13 protein-coding genes and 1 tRNA gene are annotated in these 19,829 nt (G+C 42.8%); 5 read left to right on the top strand and 9 right to left on the bottom strand.

What is annotated here, in order from left to right; genetic code table 11:
* The first annotated feature begins 327 nt into the window (after window positions 1-327).
* On the top strand, window positions 328-2,598 hold the full coding sequence (locus tag V7K67_RS13775; RefSeq protein ID WP_334731398.1) for a transglycosylase domain-containing protein: 2,271 nt from the start codon (window positions 328-330) through the stop codon (window positions 2,596-2,598).
* Between the two features lie 830 nt (window positions 2,599-3,428).
* Here the strand turns inward: V7K67_RS13775 and V7K67_RS13780 are convergent.
* The 4 genes from V7K67_RS13780 to V7K67_RS13795 form a co-directional block, all read right to left on the bottom strand.
* Window positions 3,429-3,695 carry a type II toxin-antitoxin system RelE/ParE family toxin gene (locus tag V7K67_RS13780; RefSeq protein WP_334731399.1) on the bottom strand — a complete coding sequence of 89 codons (267 nt, stop codon included), beginning with the start codon at window positions 3,693-3,695 and terminating at the stop codon, window positions 3,429-3,431.
* Window positions 3,679-3,966 (bottom strand): type II toxin-antitoxin system Phd/YefM family antitoxin, encoded by a 288-nt coding sequence (locus V7K67_RS13785; protein ID WP_334731400.1) that lies wholly within the window; start codon window positions 3,964-3,966, stop codon window positions 3,679-3,681. Before V7K67_RS13785 ends, V7K67_RS13780 begins: the two co-directional genes overlap by 17 nt.
* 710 nt (window positions 3,967-4,676) lie before the next feature.
* A complete protein-coding gene (locus V7K67_RS13790; protein WP_335166969.1) occupies window positions 4,677-6,116 on the bottom strand; it encodes a DUF4335 domain-containing protein in 1,440 nt (479 codons plus the stop codon).
* Window positions 6,113-6,739, bottom strand: coding sequence for a DUF3038 domain-containing protein (locus tag V7K67_RS13795; protein ID WP_334731402.1), 627 nt, complete (start codon window positions 6,737-6,739; stop codon window positions 6,113-6,115). The genes V7K67_RS13790 and V7K67_RS13795 overlap by 4 nt, the downstream gene beginning before the upstream one ends.
* Before the next feature lie 455 nt (window positions 6,740-7,194).
* On the opposite strand from V7K67_RS13795, the gene V7K67_RS13800 reads away from it, so the two are divergent.
* Complete coding sequence (locus V7K67_RS13800) at window positions 7,195-7,713, top strand: adenine phosphoribosyltransferase (RefSeq protein WP_334731403.1); 519 nt, start codon at window positions 7,195-7,197, stop codon at window positions 7,711-7,713.
* Window positions 7,714-7,840: 127 nt separating this feature from the next.
* On the top strand, window positions 7,841-8,887 hold the full coding sequence (locus V7K67_RS13805; protein ID WP_334707489.1) for an ABC transporter permease: 1,047 nt from the start codon (window positions 7,841-7,843) through the stop codon (window positions 8,885-8,887).
* A gap of 495 nt (window positions 8,888-9,382) precedes the next feature.
* Here V7K67_RS13805 and V7K67_RS13810 read toward each other — a convergent pair.
* The 3 genes from V7K67_RS13810 to V7K67_RS13820 form a co-directional block, all read right to left on the bottom strand.
* Window positions 9,383-9,453: transfer RNA gene (locus tag V7K67_RS13810), tRNA-Gly, on the bottom strand.
* A 56-nt stretch (window positions 9,454-9,509) separates the two neighbouring features.
* Entirely contained in the window at window positions 9,510-10,673 is a 1,164-nt protein-coding gene (locus tag V7K67_RS13815; RefSeq protein WP_335166972.1) for a hypothetical protein, read from the bottom strand.
* A 68-nt stretch (window positions 10,674-10,741) separates the two neighbouring features.
* Window positions 10,742-14,287 (bottom strand): response regulator, encoded by a 3,546-nt coding sequence (locus V7K67_RS13820; protein WP_335166974.1) that lies wholly within the window; start codon window positions 14,285-14,287, stop codon window positions 10,742-10,744.
* A 1,264-nt stretch (window positions 14,288-15,551) separates the two neighbouring features.
* Here V7K67_RS13820 and V7K67_RS13825 point away from each other — a divergent pair.
* Together V7K67_RS13825 and V7K67_RS13830 are read left to right on the top strand one after the other, a co-directional pair.
* Window positions 15,552-16,175: a GNAT family N-acetyltransferase gene (locus V7K67_RS13825; protein ID WP_375495856.1), complete on the top strand. Its 624-nt coding sequence runs from the start codon at window positions 15,552-15,554 to the stop codon at window positions 16,173-16,175.
* An 838-nt stretch (window positions 16,176-17,013) separates the two neighbouring features.
* Entirely contained in the window at window positions 17,014-17,568 is a 555-nt protein-coding gene (locus V7K67_RS13830; protein ID WP_334707496.1) for a hypothetical protein, read from the top strand.
* A 266-nt stretch (window positions 17,569-17,834) separates the two neighbouring features.
* Here V7K67_RS13830 and V7K67_RS13835 read toward each other — a convergent pair whose 3' ends face one another.
* Window positions 17,835-18,983, bottom strand: coding sequence for a histidinol-phosphate transaminase (locus V7K67_RS13835; RefSeq protein ID WP_334731409.1), 1,149 nt, complete (start codon window positions 18,981-18,983; stop codon window positions 17,835-17,837).
* Between the two features lie 98 nt (window positions 18,984-19,081).
* Entirely contained in the window at window positions 19,082-19,717 is a 636-nt protein-coding gene (locus V7K67_RS13840) for a YqiA/YcfP family alpha/beta fold hydrolase (protein WP_334731408.1), read from the bottom strand.
* Between the last annotated feature and the right edge of the window lie 112 nt (window positions 19,718-19,829).

The following is a 19,829-nucleotide window of genomic DNA, read 5'->3' on the forward strand; positions in this document are numbered from 1 at the left end:
ATAAAATTGGTAAAAATGAAACCTGTTGTTTGCTGATAACTAGTGTTTAAAAATACAAAATTAAAAATAATGCCTGTAGTTATTGAACTGACAACAGTAGCTTAAATAAGCCTTTGAGAATGGGAAAAAAATTTGTGCTTTTATAAACAAGTGATGAAAATCACAAATTAGTGCTGATCTTAATATAAATTAAAGTATAAATTAAATCAAAAAGTTCCGTATAGCTAATTTATTCTTTAGCTTATGAGTAAAATGATGAAAGACTAACATCTAAAATTGATTGTAATTCGCCCGATTCTTCACTAAAAACTGTGATGTGAATAGCCGATGAGTTCCCCCCAACCCCCTCACAAGCCACAAACGTTAATAGGTCAACTGACTCAAGCAGTACATACGATTCAAGCTAGAGTCGATTTTTCTAAATTGGCGCTCAAGCCTAATGCTAAAGTACCAGAACTTTGGGTGCAGGATGCGGGGGCGGATAAAGCAGAGGTATATCCACTGTTGGGCGATCGCTATATTCTCGGTCGTAGCTCCAAATCCAGCGATATCGTCATCCGTAACCCTGTTGTCAGCCAAATTCACCTGTCGCTATCGCGAAATTCTACTCATAGCACACCAGTTTTTGTCATCAAAGACGAAAACTCGACCAACGGCATTTATCGTGGCAAGCGTCGTGTTAGCTCCCTAGAACTGCGTCACGGCGATATTCTGACTCTGGGGCCCCCAGAACTCGCTGCTTCTGTACGTTTGCAATACGTCGATCCACCAGCATGGTATGTCAAAGCTGCAACTTGGACAGCTTATGGTGTCGGTGGTGTCACTGCCCTGTTAATATTAGTGATTGGCGTCGAATGGCTGAAATTTAAAGTTAAACCTCTACCGACAGCGACACGCGCCCCAGTAGTTGTTTACGCCCGTGATGGAGCCACCCCCTTGAGAGAGCCTCGGACAATCTCTCATGTAGACATGAAGCGATTAGAGGAATTTGGCCCTTATTTGCCTGCTGCCGTAGTAGCTTCAGAAGATACTCGTTATTACTGGCACTTTGGGGTTGACCCTCTGGGTATTTTACGAGCCGTGTTGATCAATAGCCGCAGCGGAGATGTCCAACAAGGAGCCAGTACTGTTACCCAGCAAGTTGCCCGCAGTTTGTTCCGTGAGTATGTAGGCAGACAAGATACTCTTGGACGCAAATTGCGGGAGGCAGTTGTCGCCCTAAAACTCGAAACCTTTTACAGCAAAGATGATATTTTGCTGATGTACTTAAATCGGGTTTTTTTGGGCGGGGATACCTCTGGCTTTGAGGATGCAGCCCGGTATTACTTTGAGAAGCCAGCTAAAGAATTAACTTTGGCAGAAGCAGCAACATTGGTAGGAATTTTACCTGCTCCCAACGCCTTCGATTTTTGTGGGAATGGGCCAAATAAGCTAGAAGCGGCTGAATACCGGAATCGTGTGATTAAGCGGTTGCTGGAGATGGGCAAAATTAAACCAGAGGATGCGAACCGAGCTAGACGCTCCACCGTCCAAATTAGTCCTAAAGTCTGCGAACAACAAGCTAAAACGATCGCACCTTATTTTTACAGTTACGTCTTTTCTGAACTCGAATCAATCTTGGGAGAGGGAGCCGCAAGAGAGGGAAACTATATCATTGAAACCAAGCTTGATCCAGCCATACAGAGACAAGCAGAAGCCGCGTTGAGTAATTCGGTGAACAACTCTGGTAGAAATTTTAATTTTTCTCAAGGAGCTGTGGTAACTCTTGACTCTAGTACAGGCAGCATTCTTGCAATGGTAGGTGGAACTGATTACAAAAAAAGTCAGTTCAATCGTGCTGTTCAAGCCAAAAGACAACCAGGTTCCACCTTCAAAATTTTTGCTTACACTGCCGCTATTCAACAGGGAATTTCACCATCAAAGAGTTATTCCTGCGCTCCTTTAAGTTGGCAAGGCTTTACTTATAAACCCTGTCGTGCTGGTGCTGACACGAGTTTCGATATTGCCACCGGGCTGGCGCTTTCAGAAAATCCCATTGCCTTGCGAGTTGCCAAAGAAGTCGGGCTGGATAAAGTTGTGGCAATGGCGCGGCGTTTAGGGATAAAATCAAACCTCGATCCGGTTCCTGGCTTGGTACTAGGTCAAAGCGTGGTCAATGTTTTAGAAATGACTGGTGCTTTCGGCGCTATTGGCAATCGCGGTGTGTCCAATCCTCCCCATGCCATTAGCCGAATTTTAGACAGTGGTGATTGCCGCGATCGCAATGATATCAAAACTTGTCGGGTAATCTACTCCTTCGACCAAGATCCAGCTGCTAACAAACAAGTGCTGACAAATGCTGTCGCCGATGAAATGACTACTTTAATGCGTGGTGTAATCGCCAGAGGTACTGGTCGTAGTGCTGCCATTGGACTAGGAGAAGCTGGTAAAACTGGCACCACTGATAAAAACGTTGACTTGTGGTTCATTGGTTTTATCCCCAGTCAGCGACTTGTAACTGGCGTTTGGCTGGGAAACGACAATAATTCCCCAACATCTGGTAGCAGCGCTCAAGCAGCCCAGTTGTGGGGGAATTATATGCGGCGGATTACAAGGTAAAAGGGTATTGGGCATTGAGCATTTGCAAAATTTATTGATGGTACATTACACTTCCCAGGTTTGGTAACAGAACACTATAGCGCTTCCCATTCAGATGCGGTACAATATATCGCGATGTGTAGGGGCACGGCAGTGCCCATCGGTGTCAACTTAAGCTTATTTGGCTTATCTGTTGGTTTCCTGACCCGCCCTGAACTAAAGTTCAAGGCTAATAGTTAAAGTCTACTGAAGTAGACTAAAGATTTTTGGAGATATTGAGTAATCTTTAGATTACGTCAATATTGCTACTAAACCAGATATTAAGCAACAGGCGATAGCTGCATTAAAAGAAGGAGGAGAGACAGCTATTGAAGAGTTTTTTTTAGACAATAAGTATCTCAAAGTTGGAAAAACAGTCATCAAAGGTTGGTTACAGAACGATACCTAATTATAGGTTAATTGGTACATTGAGAATTTCCAAAAATATAGGACTTACGCATTGACAGAAAAGCGAAAATAACAGGTATAGTTTTCAAGGCTTTTGGTTAGGGTTTTCAATCATATTTTGGCGATCGCCAGCAATCAAAAGCGCCCTTCAAAAGCCTAAAACAACCTATTTACGTTAATACACAAGATGCTTCTTTTGTACAGTGCGTAAGTCCTAAAATATTGATGAATGGAATGTTTGTCTAGTATGGTTTTCAGCCTTACTTACTCATTTGACCCCGACGATGACGATTAAAAATCATGTAATTATTTCAAACCACGCCCCGCACACTAAAGAGTGAAAAACCGTCCTTCCCGTGTCAGCCAGAAGGACGGTTTACCTGTAGTCAATAGGGTTTATCAGATTAGGATATTGACATCCACGGCAGGCAACAAGAAAGGAAAACTACCCGCCGACGAGGAAAGTAAATAAGTTGACGAATTTCCTGATTCAACTCGCCCGTCTCAGGTATTCTCGAACATCGATAGGGCAAGTTTTTCAGGGATTGAAGGGCGTTTGTAATACCATTAAACCATTCATCCAAAGCGCCAGGGTTGGTTTCTTGTATCCATGAATACGCATCCTCAATATGCTGGGTTGCAAGGGCGGAAAGCTTAACCGTGAATGCCATGTTTTTTCCGCATATCAGCTATAAAATCCTCTAAAACAATGCTTTTACCATCCTTTACGTCTTGTAACCCCTGTTCTATCGCTTTCATTGTTTCTAAATAGTCGATACGGTCAAGAAGCGCTTGATATGCCTGTGCATCTTGTACAACAAGTTCAGCCTTGCCGTTGATCGTCAATACAACGGGTTCCCTGGTTTCTTTCATCTGTTCAAGAAACCTAACCGTGTTTCGCTTGAAGTTAGAAAGTGATTCAATGTCGCGGCTAATATCCATAATGCCATTTCGTGAAGCTATGCATTAAATATAATGCAAATTTAATACTAATTAATTTCTAGGCAATAAGCAAGCTGTTTGTTTGGCAGTCCATCTCAATCAAGAGGAGACAAGGGGAGACAGCTAGGGGTGAAAAAGGTGCTTCGCGCAATGTGTCAAGTTTTCTGTAAAAAAACTTGCAAAGCCCCGCCTTATGTTTTAATACTTTGAGTAATTACTCAAATAAGAGGGATGCAATGAAAACAATAGTCATAGGGGTATGATTAGCATTCACTCAGAAAACCGGGTTAAGAGATATTACATAAGCAATACAAGCATTTTTAGAAGCTGAAACCCTTATTTTATCGTTGAGTAGTGACTCGACGATCAGCAGAGCGTCAATGACCTTGGTTATCAGGAGAATCTTTATCTAATAAGGCTTTTAAGCTTAACTGGGTTTTCTGTTCCGATGATGATACCGTTGGCGAATGTAATACATACTTGTATGTGAAAGTATTATGTAAGTTCAAACCTTCAATCTGCCGTTGCAGTTTTTAGTTGTAACACTTTTGTTTATGTGTTTGTAACACTTTTGCCAACAGTATCCGATGATACTCATACCCCGGAATAGGGAATAGAGAATTGGGAATAGCAGCAACTTAATTCTCTTCCAATGCCCCATACCCCTCATCTCCCTCATCTCCCTCATCTCCCCATTCCCCATTCTCCAATTATTGATATCCCTCCCAAGGAGTAACTTCCAACATGCCACTAGGCTTGAATATCACTTGGAAGTGAGCCAGAGGTTCTTTAGTATTGGGAGCAGCTACATTGGAACCGTGGATAGCATTAAACATCTTGGGAAGAGGTGTTTCCCGAAAATAGTCAAAGGCAACTTGGTTGAGTGGTTCATAGTCAGCAATTACACCATCTTTGTTGACCGCTACTCGATATTTCAAATCTCGCGTAAAGGTGGGAGTGCCACTCCAGCTTTGGCGAACTGCATTATAAAGCTTTTGATTTAAACCTTTCGTTATCTTAGAATCAGTAATTTTTGCACCCATTACTTCTGGTGTCCTGGCATATCCCCGCCAAGGGCTGACTTGCAGCACACCACTTGTAGTAAACACTATTCGGAATTGGGCGATCGGTTCATTGGAAATGGGAGCGCGGTTAGCAGGATTGTAAAGTAGGTTAGGCAGAGGAGTTTGCCCAACTCCTTGATTAGCCTCCTTATTCACCGCTTTATAACCAACGATCGCTCCATCGGCAGCTACACCCAAACGATAGATCAAATCCTGTTGCAATCCTGAACGTTTAGTCCAAGCTGGATGAATTTGGTTATACACTTGACGATTCAATGCACGCAGCTGGGATGGATCAGTAATTTCTGGAACTGTATTTAAAAGTGCTTCTAAATCTTTAACTACTGGCTTTGTATTAGCTGTAGCTGTAGGTGTAGGTGTGGGAGTCGCAGCGACAATGGGAGTTGTAGTCGCTGATACTGGAGGAGTGAGGCTCTTTGTTGTAGAGCTAGTTTGCTCATCTACCTTAGGCTGTGGTGGACGAATTTGGGGAGGTGGAATCAAGTTAAATGCGATCGCTGCTACTGCTAAACTTGATACTCCCACAGCCGCAGGAACAGCCTGCCTGAGCAAAGCCTGACTAGCACCGCCATAGCGTCTAGTAACTGGTTGTAGTTCTAGAGATAATTCTGGTAAGGTCTGGGTATCAGCAAAAAACTGATCTACTGCTTCTACCAAATCAAACAACTGCACTGTATTCAAATCTATTTCAATAGGCGGACGTTTGGAATTCTTAGAGTGAGACTCAAATCCCTCTGGAGCGCTTTCTGAATGTATGATTAACCGATGTCGGTTGCTGTCAATTTTTTGAAACTCTACTAGCTCCGATTCCTGATTGTGTGCCTGCGGATTGGGTACACTACTTAAAAATTCTTGGGCGTAGCCACTAACAGCCCTTACCAAACTTTCAAAAAATTCCCGCCCTCCCGTTAAGGGTTGATTGTAGCCAGATAAATAGCATTCTGCATTTACCAATATTGACAATTCCGGGCGCATTTCCTGGAACTGTGCAGCCCTAGTAACATCACTTAACCCTTCTAAAAGAAGTGTACAATTAGGTAGACTATACTTACGTTGAATATTCATTCCACTTCACCGTCAAAAAGACTAATCCAGAACCGCTGCATTCCAGCCGTACCAGTACAAAATAGTAATTGTCCTAACAGATTTATCGCTAGTGCATCTAATTTCTCATCAGAAGTTAATGCTAGTACACCAGAACGCCGAGCATTCATCCGACTTTTAAAATGCGCTCTAAACCGCTCTAGGTAATTAGATAGCCGCAAATTTTGTTCTAATGGAATTTGCTTCTCTTCCATTTGTTGACATATCATTAATAACTGGCGGATGACAACAGTTAAACGCCGCGCTATATAGCAAGCAATGACCACCAGAGCTTTCGCTTCCATAATAGTTAAGGGACGGCGTATATGCGCTCTTCGTAGCGGGTTAGAGCTACGCATCCGCCATAAATTCACCCTGTCTTTAACAATTCCTTTAAGATCCAACTCTTGAGCAAAAGCCAGGATTGCTTCCGAACCACCAAGCTCTAAAGCTTCAATTGCCAGTAAAATCAGGTCAATTTGCAGCCTGGTTCTCCGAGGACAGGTTTTGGAAGCGATCGCCGGATCTGGTAAAGTGTCCAGAATCATCGGCATCGAGTCTTGGGTTGGACTGTTGAACGGCGTTAAACTTGCTGAGACATTCATTCTATAAATACCTTATGCGGTTCCAACAGACTAGATAAAACAAATTTAAGATCGGTAGTCAAGACTTGAGCGTTAGACTTGTAGCAGTATCATAACTACCTTGATATATACATTACTTAACTCTTTCTATTGAAAGTTTTCCCTATATTGAAATCAAAATTTTAAAACATCACTAAATTCACCTCATTTATTAATGCAATACCTTTTCTAGCTTGGTTTAGATTCTAATTATCGTCAATAAAGGGCGAAGCTTCAGCCTCGACCCCCAGCGTATGACATTATAGTGTACGATTTTTCAGGTATCTGAAATTAGGCATTGGGCATTGGGAATTGGGCATTGGGCATAAGTTATTTCTTTCCTACTCCCATATCTATCTCCTGCTCCCCTCAAGCTCCCCCTGCTCCTTCATCTCCCATGCCCTATGCCCCATTCCCAATTCCCAATTCACTATTTTATGGATTTAAAGTCTCTCGTTCGTGACATCCCAGATTTCCCGAAACCCGGAATTTTATTTCGGGATATTACTACGTTACTGCGCGATCCAGAAGGACTGCGTTACACTATTGACTTTTTAACACAAAAATGCAGCGAAACTGGAATAACTGTAGATTATGTCATTGGTATAGAGTCGAGGGGATTCATTTTTGGTTCACCTCTGGCTTATAAATTAGGAGCTGGTTTTATTCCCATTCGCAAAAGAGGTAAGTTACCGGCAGCCGTTTACTCAATTGAATATGAATTAGAGTATGGTACAGACTGCCTAGAAGTGCATCAAGACGCTTTACACCAAGGTAGCCGAGTTTTGATTGTGGACGATTTGATTGCCACAGGTGGAACTGCGAGTGCGACAGCAAAGTTGGTGCAGAAAATTGGCTGCGAACTAGTAGGGTTTGGGTTTATTATCGAGCTACGGGATTTACAAGGGCGTACACATTTGCCGGACGTGCCAATTATCTCTTTAATTGAATATTAGTCATTAGTCATTGGTCAATAGTCATTGGTCAATAGAAAAACAACTGACAAATGACAAAGGACAAAGGACAAAGGACAAAGGACAAAGGACAAAGGACAAAGGACAAAGGACAAAGGACAAAAGATAAATGACATCTACAAAAATTTCCTTGGAGACAGGTCGGGATTGGCTAATCAGGCTAGTCACGAGCGAAACTTTTGTTTATGTAGGAAAGCGGCTATTGCAGGCACTCCTGACTTTGTTGTTGGCGTCAGCGTTGTCGTTTTTTATCATTCAACTCGCCCCTGGTGATTATGTAGATACACTGCGGCAAAATCCAAAGATATCTCCAGAAAGAATTGAGGAAATCAAGCGGCAATTTGGCCTAGATAAGTCTTGGCCAGAGCAATTTTGGCTATGGCTATGGCGAATCGTGACCAAAGGGGATTTTGGCACAAGTTTTATTTATCAGCGTTCAGTGGCATCGCTGTTGTGGGAACGAGTACCAGCAACTTTACTATTAGCGATCGCATCTTTAATTGTCACATGGGCGATCGCCATCCCGCTGGGAATCTTTGCCGCTGTTAAACAAAATAAACCAGCAGACCGGATTCTACAGGTGATCAGTTACGCTGGACAAGGCTTTCCCAGTTTCATCACTGCCTTAGCGCTGCTGGTTTTAGCCCAAATCACCTCGCCACTATTCCCAGTGGGTAGCATGACTAGCATTAATCACTCGGAACTGTCGTGGTTTGGCAGAATCTTAGATATCGGCTGGCACATGATTTTACCCACAATCGCCCTCTCAATTACTAGTTTTGCTGGTTTGCAACGCATCACTCGCGGCGAATTATTGGATGTGCTGCGTCAAGATTATATCCAAACGGCTCGTGCCAAAGGTCTACCAGAAAACCGCGTCATCTACGTTCATGCACTCCGTAACGCCATAAATCCCTTAATTACCTTATTGGGTTTTGAATTAGCCGGTTTATTAAATGGTGCCTTCATCGCCGAATTTTTCTTCAACTGGCCTGGTTTAGGGAGATTGACCTTACAGGCTTTACAAGCTCAAGATTTATATTTATTAATGGCAAGCTTGTTAATGGGTGCAGTACTGCTGATTATTGGCAATTTAATCGCCGACTTGATGCTCAAAGCAGCCGATCCACGCATTCGCCTAGAAAATCTCAATTAGCATAGCAGCAATTCTAAATTCAGAATAATTAAGAAGCATTGGGTGATTCCCACAGTCCTGGTTTCTCACCCTGCCTGAAATTTTGCTGCTTTGAGTATCTAGTGGTCTGTCCCATTAATTTTGAGAGTTAAGAGAACGAACCGCAAAGGAGGCAAAGAGGAGGCAGCGCGGTCTTGGGGGTTTCCCCCATGAGCGACTGCCGTCGCAAAGGAAGAAAAATTAAGAATGAGTTCACCCATTGTATTTAATGGGACATACCACTCAATACGGTTCGGTTAAGGTTTTTTGATGGAAATTGTAGAGTGCAAAGATTCAAGAAATTATTGTAGAGACGGCGATTCATCCCGTCTTTTGTCTTAACCGGACAGTATTGACAGACCACTAGTAGTCTGTCAAGAACTAATTGACGGATAAATCCCCTGTAGAGACGGTGATTGATCGCGTCTTTCTAACCTTACTGATGGCACTAGTTAGTATATTTGAGGGTTTATTCTAAGCGGGCGGCGGGAATCGAACCCGCATTAATAGCTTGGAAGGCTATAGTTTTACCACTAAACTACGCCCGCGTATTTCCAACCCTATGAATTTAACACAGCTTATGTAAAAAATCAAGCATTTAGTTTTAATTGGCAGTTTGGATTGTGACTCTGATATACAGATTGCTCAAGCCTGGTTTTTTGCCATCGTTATTGTGGGCAGGAAGAAAGTTTTCTGTTTTGAAAACTTCATTGAGGACTTGCTCGTATGTGGTTTTTTCACTTTGCAGTGCTGCTGGTTGTATTTCTAGAACTACAGCCTGTTTAAAGTTACCATTGCTATCAATTATTAAGCTAGCCAAGAGCTGTGCCGGTTTAAGTCCAGAATTCTGTACAAGAAAACTTGAGTCTAATTGTTTTGTGTTGCTTCCCTTGTATAAAGCGATAACGTCGGGTAGAGCATCTTGTCGAAATCCTCTTGATTGTATCAAGCTAATCACTTCATCTCTAGATAAAGGAGCTACTATTGCTACCGATGCTCCCCCAATCGGAGTTGCTGGAGTTTCCCTAGTCGGAGTTGCTGGAGTTTCTCTAGTCGGAGTTGCTGGAGTTTCTCTAGTCGGAGTTGCTGGAGTTTCTCTATTTTCAGGTTCTAAAACTGGTCGATTTGATGGAATACCTGCTGGTAGTGGCCTTCCCTTTCCCAGTTTGATTTCTTGACGGCGCTTCCAAGGTAAATTACCAACTGGAACTGTAGGCGTTGGTTTTGGCGTGGCTGTAGGCGTTGGTTTTGGCGTGGCTGTAGGTGTTGGTTTTGGTGTGGCTGTAGGTGTTGGTTTTGGTGTGGCTGTAGGTGTTGGTTTTGGCCTGGGAACTATCTGTCGTCTAAAGAGTTTGCGATTAGTTTGAGAAGCGTCAGTTCGGCTCTTTTTCTGGGGATTATCCGTAGAATTTATGACGCCAAAATCTTGATTTCTGGGCGTAGTTCGTCCTGTCTGTAGTGGATGTGCTGCTGGTACAGACTTTTGAGGTGAGGATAATGGCTTTGACGAAACTGTTTTGGCTGTTGATTTTGATTTGATTATTGATTTTGTTTTGGGAGCAATGTCTATCAATTCAATAGGAATAGCAGATTGACTTTGCTGGGGAAACCACAGACTAAATGCATTAGATGAGCGCATCAGCCAAAACACCAGCAAGTGCAGAGAGACTGAACCTACAACAACAGAAATCCACAAACCTGGGGGATCAGTGTGTCGTCTCCAGACCTTGGCTGGAATTGGAGTTTTGTCTGCAACCGATGGTGTCATATTATATAAACTGGATATGATTAGGCACTCTTACTCATTGATAATGCTTTCAAATACCAGTCTAAATTTTAGCGATTAACCATAATCTCTGGTGTAACAGCGAAAGTCAAAACTGTTTCATCTACTCCTTTAAGTTCTAGCGGACTACCTTTAGTAATTTCTTCTTCCTGCAAATAATCTGCCACGGCAGCAGAAACCAGGATCGTACCGGGAACAGCGGCAGCTTGCAACCTGGCAGCGATATTTACACTTGGGCCAATAGCAGTATAATCGGCACGTTCAGCGCTACCAAACATCCCCACAACAGCAGTACCTTGGTGGATACCACACCGAAACTGTACGCTAGTAAGTCTGTCGCCATCGAATACACCTTGCTCTCGCCAGCGTTCGTTTAACACAGCCAGTGAGCGGTGCATTGCTCTTGCTGTATTAATAGCACGACGCACCTGTTCATTGGGGGTTAGTTCTTCAGGCGCTCCGTATAAAGCTAAGATAGCATCTCCCATAAATTTATCTACAGTGCCGCCATTACCAAATACAACCTTGGTCATAGCTTCTAAATATTCATTTAGCAACTCTGCAACTCGTCGGGATCTGAGAGTATTGGATAGCTGTGTAAAACCCACAATGTCACTAAACAAAACTGTAATTAAGCGTGGTTCTGGGCGTAAATCTAACGTCAAATCTCCGGTTGCGGCTTTTTGCACCAATACAGCCGGTAAAAAGCGCTTTAGCACCGATTCTGTGAGATAAGTATTTAACTCCACGATTCGCCGCTCATTTTCTTTCAACGCTAAAAGATTCCGAACTTCCGCCAAAAGTTCCCGATCGTTGAATGGTTTTGCTAAATAAGCATCCGCCCCATGTTCTGTACTTTCGATGCGGGTTTCTTCATCTACTTTCGCTGTCAGCAGAATGATTGGTGTTCCTTTCAATTTCTCCTCACTGCGGATCAACTGAATCATCTCAAGTCCGCTCACTAAGGGCATCATTAAGTCAGTCACAATTAAGCTGGGTAGAATTTCCTTAGCTTTACTGTGCCCTTCATGACCGTTACGAGCTGTCTGTACACGATAACCGTTGCGACGGAAAATCTCAGAGACATAGGTTCGCAAATCTGGGTTGTCATCTACAACTAAAATTGAGTGCTGAGTCTTATGTACTGAGTCTTGAGTATCAATACTACTGGGGGAGTTTATTGTAATATCTTCAATATTGTCTGTTGTTGACTCTACTAGTTCTAAATCAGCCAATTCTACGCTAGCGCGGCTCGTATTCAGTTCGGTAGGCGTTTCTAGTACTTGCTGTGGGGGTAAATGAGCATTTCCACTCATAAGCCATAAACTAAAGGTAGTGCCTTGGCCGTAAACTGATTCCACGGTGACTTGACCACCATGTAATTCGACCAATTCTTTAACTAAAGCTAAACCCAAACCACTGCCTTCATAGGAGCGATTTGCTGAACCTTCAGCTTGGCGGAAGCGCTCAAATAGGTGGGGAATTTGTTCTCTAACAATGCCAATTCCAGTATCTTGTACTTGCAAGACGCAGCGATCGCGCTCAGATTTTAGTCTGACACTAATCGTGCCACCTTCGGGAGTAAACTTCATGGCATTTGACAGGAGGTTATAAACCACCTTGTCAAATTTTTCCATGTCTAGGTACACCGTAGAACATTCATCTAACTGGGTGACGAGATGCAGTCTCTTTTTCTCGCAGTAGGGACGAAAAGATTCCACAATTTGGCTGACAAACTCGACTAAATCGCAAGGATGGAAGCTAGGCTGCATTCTCCCCGCATTTAGGCGTTGTAAATCCAGGAGTTGGTTTACCAGTCGCAGCAGGCGGCGGGAGTTACGCAGAGCGATCGCACTTTGGGAGTAAGATAATCCTTCACCAGCCGCCACCGCCGACTCTAAAGGCCCTTGAATCAAGGTAATCGGTGTGCGAAACTCATGGGAAATATTTTGGAAAAATTCGGTTTTTTGTTTGTCTAATTCTAGTAAGCGTTCAGCTTGTTGCCGAGTTTTTTCATACAAGTGTGACTGCTGGACAGCGATCGCTGCTTGTGCTGCTACTGCTTTCGCCAAATCGATATCAGAAGGTAGCCATTGGCGTACTTTTTTACCTTCATGCAAAGTAATACTACCGATACATTTACCGTCAGCCAACAATGGCACAAACATTAGTGATCGCGCAGGTATTTTTAAAGGCAAATCAAAACCCCGCACATCTGAGGGAGAATTACTCACATTACCAATGACCACAGGTTCATGTGTCTGTAGCATTTGTTGGAGGATGGGATTCTCCTGTATAGATGCTTGAGAATAGGGTAATCTCTGGGTTGGTAGGTGATTATTGCCACTTGAATGATTATCTGGGGCTGGCAAGCGTAAATTTTCTAGATGTTGAAAACTGTCATACAAGCCCACACACTCAACAAACTCATCTTCCTCTGTCCACAAAGACAGGACACAGCCATCGACTTGTAAAGCTTGTCCCAATTGCTGGGTGATGGCCGCAAAGATATCTTGCGGATCTAGACTAGAGCGAATCGCGCTCGTAATCGTGTTAATTAGGGCTTCTCGCTTGGCAAGGGCACGTACTTGTTCATAAGCATAAGCTTGAGATAAAGCTAAGGCTGCCTGATCCGCTACCATCAAAACTAACTGCACCTCATCCTCCCCCCAGAGGCGAGGCTGAGAACACTGGTGCAGTGCTAATACTGCCATCAGTTCTTGTTGGCAGATCAGTGGCACAATTAAACTAGAACGAATATTAGCAGCAGCAAAAGCTTCCCCACGCTCGTGCAGTTCGGCAGTATTACCATGAATCCGCTCATCATCGATGGCATCGTGAATTACCTGGACTTCGCGGGTTTCCCAGACTGTCTGATCCAAAAGGGGCTGAGGGGAAACAAGAGGATGGGGAGCAGAAGAGATGGGGGGCAGAGGAGAAAGATTTAGTGCTACTTCCCCTGTGCTCCCCTGCTCCTCTGCTTCTTCAGAAAGAGGCTTCTGATAAATAAATCCTTTATCCGCCAACTGGTCATCTTGGAAGGGACGCAACAGACAGACATCCACCTCCAACATGTGACCCACTGTGTCTACAATTGCTTGCAAAATTTGTCTATAGTCTAAAGCACTACGAATCGTATTTGTAACGGTATTCAGCAGCGATTCTTGACGGAGTGTGCGGGTGAGTTCGCGGGTTCTGGCTTTGAGAACATTGTGGGTATCCAAAGCTTGGCGTACCACTGCTTTAAGTTCTTCAGCTTCCCACGGTTTAGTGACATATTTGAATACCTTACCAGCGTTGATTGCTTCCACCAAGTCTTCGACATCGGTGTAGCCAGTTAAAATAATCCGAATAATATCTGGATATTGAGTTGCTGTGAGGCTCAAAAATTCTGTACCGCTCATCATCGGCATCCGCTGATCGGAGATGATCACCGCGACCTCTCCCTCTTGAGCCAGCAGATCAAGGGCCGCAGGACCAGAGGTTGCCCTTAGCACCTTATAGTCGCGATAGAAAGTGCGGTAAAGCAAGTCAAGGTTGTCTGGTTCATCATCGACAACCAAAATTTTAGGCTTACTGTTTGCTTGGGATTTCATGCACCGCTTTCCTGCTGCAACGGCAGTCGGATAAAGAATAATCTGATCAGGTAAGGATTTTTCTGAGTCAGGTGAGAGCAGAGCATTTCGACCAATAAGGCTGGTTGGCTACATGACTGCTGAGTGTAGGAGCATTTGCTCACAGTAATTCGTCTCAATGGCTTGTGCCGATTACTGTTTGCTTTGGTGCAGTGTAATTGCTTTCATAGTCTGTTTTAGTGTTACAGAGTCGATGCTTGCTTGCCAAATGTTCATTCACCTCCTGTGAGCAATGTCTGATACCACACACAGCGCTCATAGCTAGCTTAAAAATCCAGATGAAGCTGCATATTAAGTTTTCCCTCCGCAGCAGTTGTACTAACACTTGCAGGTAAATTTTATTTATGATAGTCATGGTGGAGTCAGCAAAATCAAAAAAATAAGATTTAAAGCCAAAGTATACTATTAGACAAATACCTCTTTCTAATTTAGCAATCAGAACTATCATTCAGACAAGTGGTAGTGGTTGGAAAGTTTGAGATTAGGGATTAGGGAACCTTAAGATTCTTGTACCAGTATATGTATTGCCTATTCATATAACTTAGTAGCAAAGTAGTGTCAGTGTAGTGGCAAGTGCAAAAAAAGTCCAGTATTGTAAGCAAGGGTGGTTTGAACCAGAGTTTGGCGATGGTGTACTTACTTAACAATTTTGTAAGTGCCGCCTACGGGCAAGTTATGCTATTTCTCTGCTCACTCATGCAAAGCTATATTACTTTACAGATTTTCTTGTGGTAATCAGTCTGATATCCTGCCAACCGAAAACAAGGGATGCACCGGAACCTACTGAATTGAAGTTTATAGATTTATGGAGCTGTAATTCCTAAGACTCTTTCAAAAATGCAGGTTATAAGAGAAAGCAAGAGGACGCTCAACGATCGCGATCGCTCAGTCGAGCCGCAGAGGGCAGTTATTGTTGGAGGAAAGAAGTGAATAAAAAACTCCACGCCACTTGCGGGATGGAGTTTTAGGGCATGGGGCATGGGGCATGGGTAAGATTTCCCAATGCCCAAGATACAAAGCTTCCATAACCTAAGTTCCTCGCTTAAAAGCGTCCCTTGCTCCTGCATCTTGAAAAAACCTCAAACTAAAGTATAAAACTTTGTTTGATCCACAAGCAAAAGCGAATTAGCGATATTGAGTCAGTTCAATCTCCTGAGCAGCAATTAAGTTTTCATTTAGTTAAAATGGTGTTTTCGGATATTTGAGAAAATTTTCGTAGAATAAAATCAATACTAAACTAGCCTTGAAATATCGGTTTTTTCACCCATACCACCAACAGCCAATCGATCCAGCTTCCTACCAATTCCAAATTCGTACAGCTGCACCTGCTGATTTGATTGGTGTTGCCCAAATTATTACTGAAAGCTTTCACTCCCATAAGGGTATATGGGGATGGGCTTTCCCATTGCTACGTCTGGGTATTTACGAAGATTTAAGGCATCGCATGGCATCACCTGCGCCTCGTCATGTTTGTTTAGTCGCCTTTGAAGCTACTACTGGTGAAGCTAATAATTTAGTGGGAAGTGTGGAACTGGGTGTACGTTACAGTGATTCTTGGAGTCAGGTTGGCGTAGGTTTTCCTTACTTATCTAATTTAGCGGTTCACCCAAAATACCGTAGACATGGTGTGGCTTCAGGATTACTTACTAGCTGTGAAAAAGTTTCTCGCGAGTGGGGATTTAAAGACTTATATCTCCATGTTTTAGAAAATAACCATCAAGCAAGACAGCTTTATTTCAAGCTGGGATATCGGGTGCATAAAGTCGAATCGAATTGGAATACATTTTTTCTAAGACGCTCAAGCCAGATGTTATTGCATAAGCACTTGAGTGCTGACTCCATCATCTAAGATTTTGTTTTAGTAATTGTCAAGTTTTGTGTTGCAATTTGGATAAAATCTGTAACTCATAGCGGTAATTAAACACAAAATAACCTAATACCGTTTTTTTGTGAAGCTGCATATATTTCCCCCCGGCTACGCTGTCCCCCAAAGCATCGGGTGGACTACAGACAGGTCTTATTATGTAGCATCTTCATGCAGAATTGGTATAAGCTAAATATCTAGTACAGCACCCCTGAAATCCAGCCAATATCTCAATAAAACAGATAACCCGTTACTCAAGCAATTGGTTAGTGGTAGAGAAACTTCTGCCACAATGTACTAAATAAAAACTAAGAAGCATGAATTTAAAAATCTATGTACATCGCTTTTGGTAATTCTTTTTAGGAAGAATATTCTAATCAGACTGGTTCCGAAAAATATTATTGATTATTCAAAAAACAAAGTCTCTTTTTGGCAAAGATTTTTAACATTATAAAATGTTAAGTTTTGTCTTTTTGGACTTATCGTTAACAAATATTTTCAAGTATTCGATATGGATTACAATGGGAGCATACGCGAAAATACGCTTAAAAAAATCATCAGTTCATCATAATAACTTTGTAATTAAGATATCGATCTTTATAAAAACTTTAAGAAAACACTACTAGAGTTTACAGACAAATCTAGTTATATCTCATAAAATATAATGACTCGATTACTGAAACAACGTCTATATACTGTTGTTTTAGTTCACTTGACTAAAAAACTCTTGATAATAAAAGAATTCAAAAACCTGATTTGACATAACACTTATTTAAGTTTTGAAGTGCATACTACTACCACATTCGTTGAAACTTTAAAAAACATGGATAGCGAACAGCATCAACGCTATCAGACCTCTATGGTATCAACCTATTACCCTGAAACAAGTTTCCTTGATTCTGTTGTCATGTCAGACGGAACTGAGCAGTCACAAGGCTCGGATATCCTTACACGTTTGCACAGTGGAGAAGTTTTTATCGTCAATAGTCGTAGGCGGAATGGATTAATACTCTTTAAACGCTACCATGCAGAGTTTGCTGGGCCTGGGGCTGCTGTGGGTGGGGATTACGATTGTGATTGCCAAAGGGCACTGCCCATAGGTAATCTGTCTTTATTAACTCCCGAATCTAATGAAGAACGCCAGAAAGCTTACTTGATTAGGCGACAGTGGATTCGATTAATCAAACAAATAACTGAAAACCCACTGCCTGGGCAGCGGGTTCAGAAGATTCTCGATCAATTTGAACAATACTTTCCACCAGAAGTAGTGGCTTTTTTGCCGGATGTTGCCTTTGCTCTTTTGGTAGGTGTACTGCCACAAACAGTAGGAATAGTACGCCGTTTGGGCAGTGATATGAACAGCAGGTTTAATTACTGAGTGAATTAGTGACATACTCCTACACGGACTGCACTGCTTGCAGTGTAGGCTTCTCACCCAATCCGGCTATTGCTTAGGAGGCGAGTAGCTTTATTAAAGAGATGGAATGCCCTACCGCCCCTATTTATTAATTTTAACTTAGATTTGTTCGTTTCCTCCACATCCCTTTTTTCCGTGCTTTACACATCCAAAAAGGGATAGTCGTCACCTCACTCGCATTCATCTCACAACTCCTAAAAGTGAGTGTGAGGCTTCTGCTGATCCAGCTAAGATTCAAAATTTGCCAAAGCAGCTTGGACTCGATCTATGGTGCGGGCGTTTTCCTCTGTGGTTCCGACGGTAATTCGCAATCCTCCGCTAATGTGTCTCACAAGAGTACCCAGCGTCCTAAGTTTCTGATGGAAAGTTTTTAATACAGCATCTTGTGAACTCAAGCTATTTGCTTGAAGACGCAGGTAAATAAAGTTGGCAGCACTTGGGGTAATTTGTAGTTCTGGTTGCTGGGATAGAATTTCGATGAGTTTGGCTCGTTCGCTCAGGGTTTGAGGAATTGATTCGAGCAAGAGTGTGCAGTTTTGTAAAGCAACTAATGCTGCTGCGATGGAAAAGCTGGGGAGATTGTAGGGTAAGCGAACTTTTTCTAAGATGGCGATCGCTTCAGTATGAGCGACGCAATAACCAACACGGAGAGATGCTAACCGGAAGGCTTTAGAAAAAGTACGTAATATCACCCAATTCGGATGCTGTGCTAATTCACCTACTAAGGTAGTTTGGCTGAATTCAAAATAAGCTTCATCAATTACTACCAAAATATGCTGTGGCAAACTTCTTAACCATGTCAACTCTGCCGCAGTTAAGCTGTTGGCAGTCGGCGAATTGGGATGCACTACGAAAACTACGCGAATAGGGGGATTTTGAGTTTGTTCGATCGCAGACTGTGCAGCTTTTAAGTCAATTTCAAAATTTGTTTCATTTCTCCCCACCGCCACTACAGGAATGCCTAAAGTTTGTGCCAAAATCCCGTACATAGAGAAAGTGGGATTGGCAACGAGAATTGAACCTTCTCCTCCTAGACAGGTGGCGATTAATAAAGAGCGGATAATTTCATCTGAACCATTGCCAACAGAAATATTGGCAGCAGTAAACAAGGATGATGAGGGGGCGGCTGATTCATTGACGTACTGTGCGATCGCATCCTTAAGTGTTTCATGTCCACCATCGGGATAACGATTTGTTTCAATTACTTGCTGATACGTCCATGCCAGCTTCTCTTTTAACTCAGGTGGTAAATCGTAAGGGCTTTCATTTGTATCTAGCCGATCAAACTGTATGGGGACAGAATTGGCTGTATCGCTGCTGGGGTGGGGTTTATAGGCGGTGAATTGGGCTAAATCTGACCGGATGAAGGGAAGCATAGTTTTAGTCATTAGTCATTAGTCATTGGTCATTAGTAACTAACAAAGGACAAATGACTCAGGATATTAGTTATGTGTGAGTTTAATATTTTACAGCTTTAAGGTAATTGGCAAAAGAGGTGAATTGCCTGCCAAATTTCTTCCAGAACATTAGCCAAGGCGTGGTCACTGTCGAGTTCGACTAACTCCACCCAAGGACGAGAACGCGCAAAGTCACGACTAGCTTCGATTGGAATGACTTCATCCTTTTTGCCGTGCAAAATTAGCGTGGGGATAGGACGTTGCAAAAGTTTTTCTTGGTATTGGGCAGCATCTATGACGAAATCGTAACTTAAAGGAATTAATCGCTCTTCCCCATAGTGGTAGACCATAATATATTTTTCTTGCTGCCAACGCTGTACTTCTTCATCCCCTAACTTGGGCAACCAATGGGATAAAAACCCAAAAGCTGGTGCTAGCAAAACTAAGCGTTGCACTTGTAAATTTTGCTGTCCCAAGTGGGTGGCGGTCAAACCACCCAAACTTGAGCCAATGAGTGTTACTGGTGTAGAATCATTGTTGAATTCGGCGGCAACTTGAGCGATCTGACGAGTGATTGTCAACTGAGAAAAATCGCCAGCATTGAGATCGGGAATTTTCAGCTTTGTGTGAATTTGGGTAAAGCGATCGCTTATATCCCGCGCTTTGGCAGAATTAGGGCTAGAAGCAAAGCCGTGAAGATAGATGTAGTCCAAGGTTGTAAATAGTTAGGAGTTAGGAGTTAGGAGTTAGGAGTTAGGAGTTTGGAGTTAGGAGTTTGGAGTTTGGAGTTTGGAGTTTGGAGTTTGGAGTTTGGAGTTTGGAGTT

The organism is Nostoc sp. (genome assembly GCF_036917155.1).
Classification (GTDB): domain Bacteria; phylum Cyanobacteriota; class Cyanobacteriia; order Cyanobacteriales; family Nostocaceae; genus Nostoc.